A 299-nucleotide genomic window follows, 5' to 3' on the forward strand; every position below is an offset into this window, starting at 1 on the left:
CCCATACCTGTTCCGGCTTGTCGATCTCTATGTTGCCCACTATGTTTTTATGCTTCCTGAACCTATGGTGGGAGTCTGTCGTTATGTGATAGCTCCTCTTGGGCTGTACCAGCATATGGTTGGCCCTTAGAATCCTAAAGAGTTTATCCCTTCCAACATTTAGCTCTGATAGTTCCGTCTGAAGTTTATAATATAACTTCCTTCCCCCCAGCCTGGGCATCACGCTGCGCATGGCGCGTACCAGTACTATTACCTGTTGTGCGATGGCCTGTTTGTGAGCCTTTGACCTGATGGCTCTA

At 48.2% G+C, this 299-nt stretch carries 1 pseudogene; it reads right to left on the minus strand.

Going from position 1 to position 299, the window contains the following annotated elements:
- Nucleotides 1-299, minus strand: a pseudogene (locus IQ282_RS14905) (IS3 family transposase); the annotation flags it as partial.

Origin of the sequence: Nonlabens antarcticus (genome assembly GCF_015356755.1) — a bacterium.
GTDB lineage: Bacteria > Bacteroidota > Bacteroidia > Flavobacteriales > Flavobacteriaceae > Nonlabens > Nonlabens antarcticus.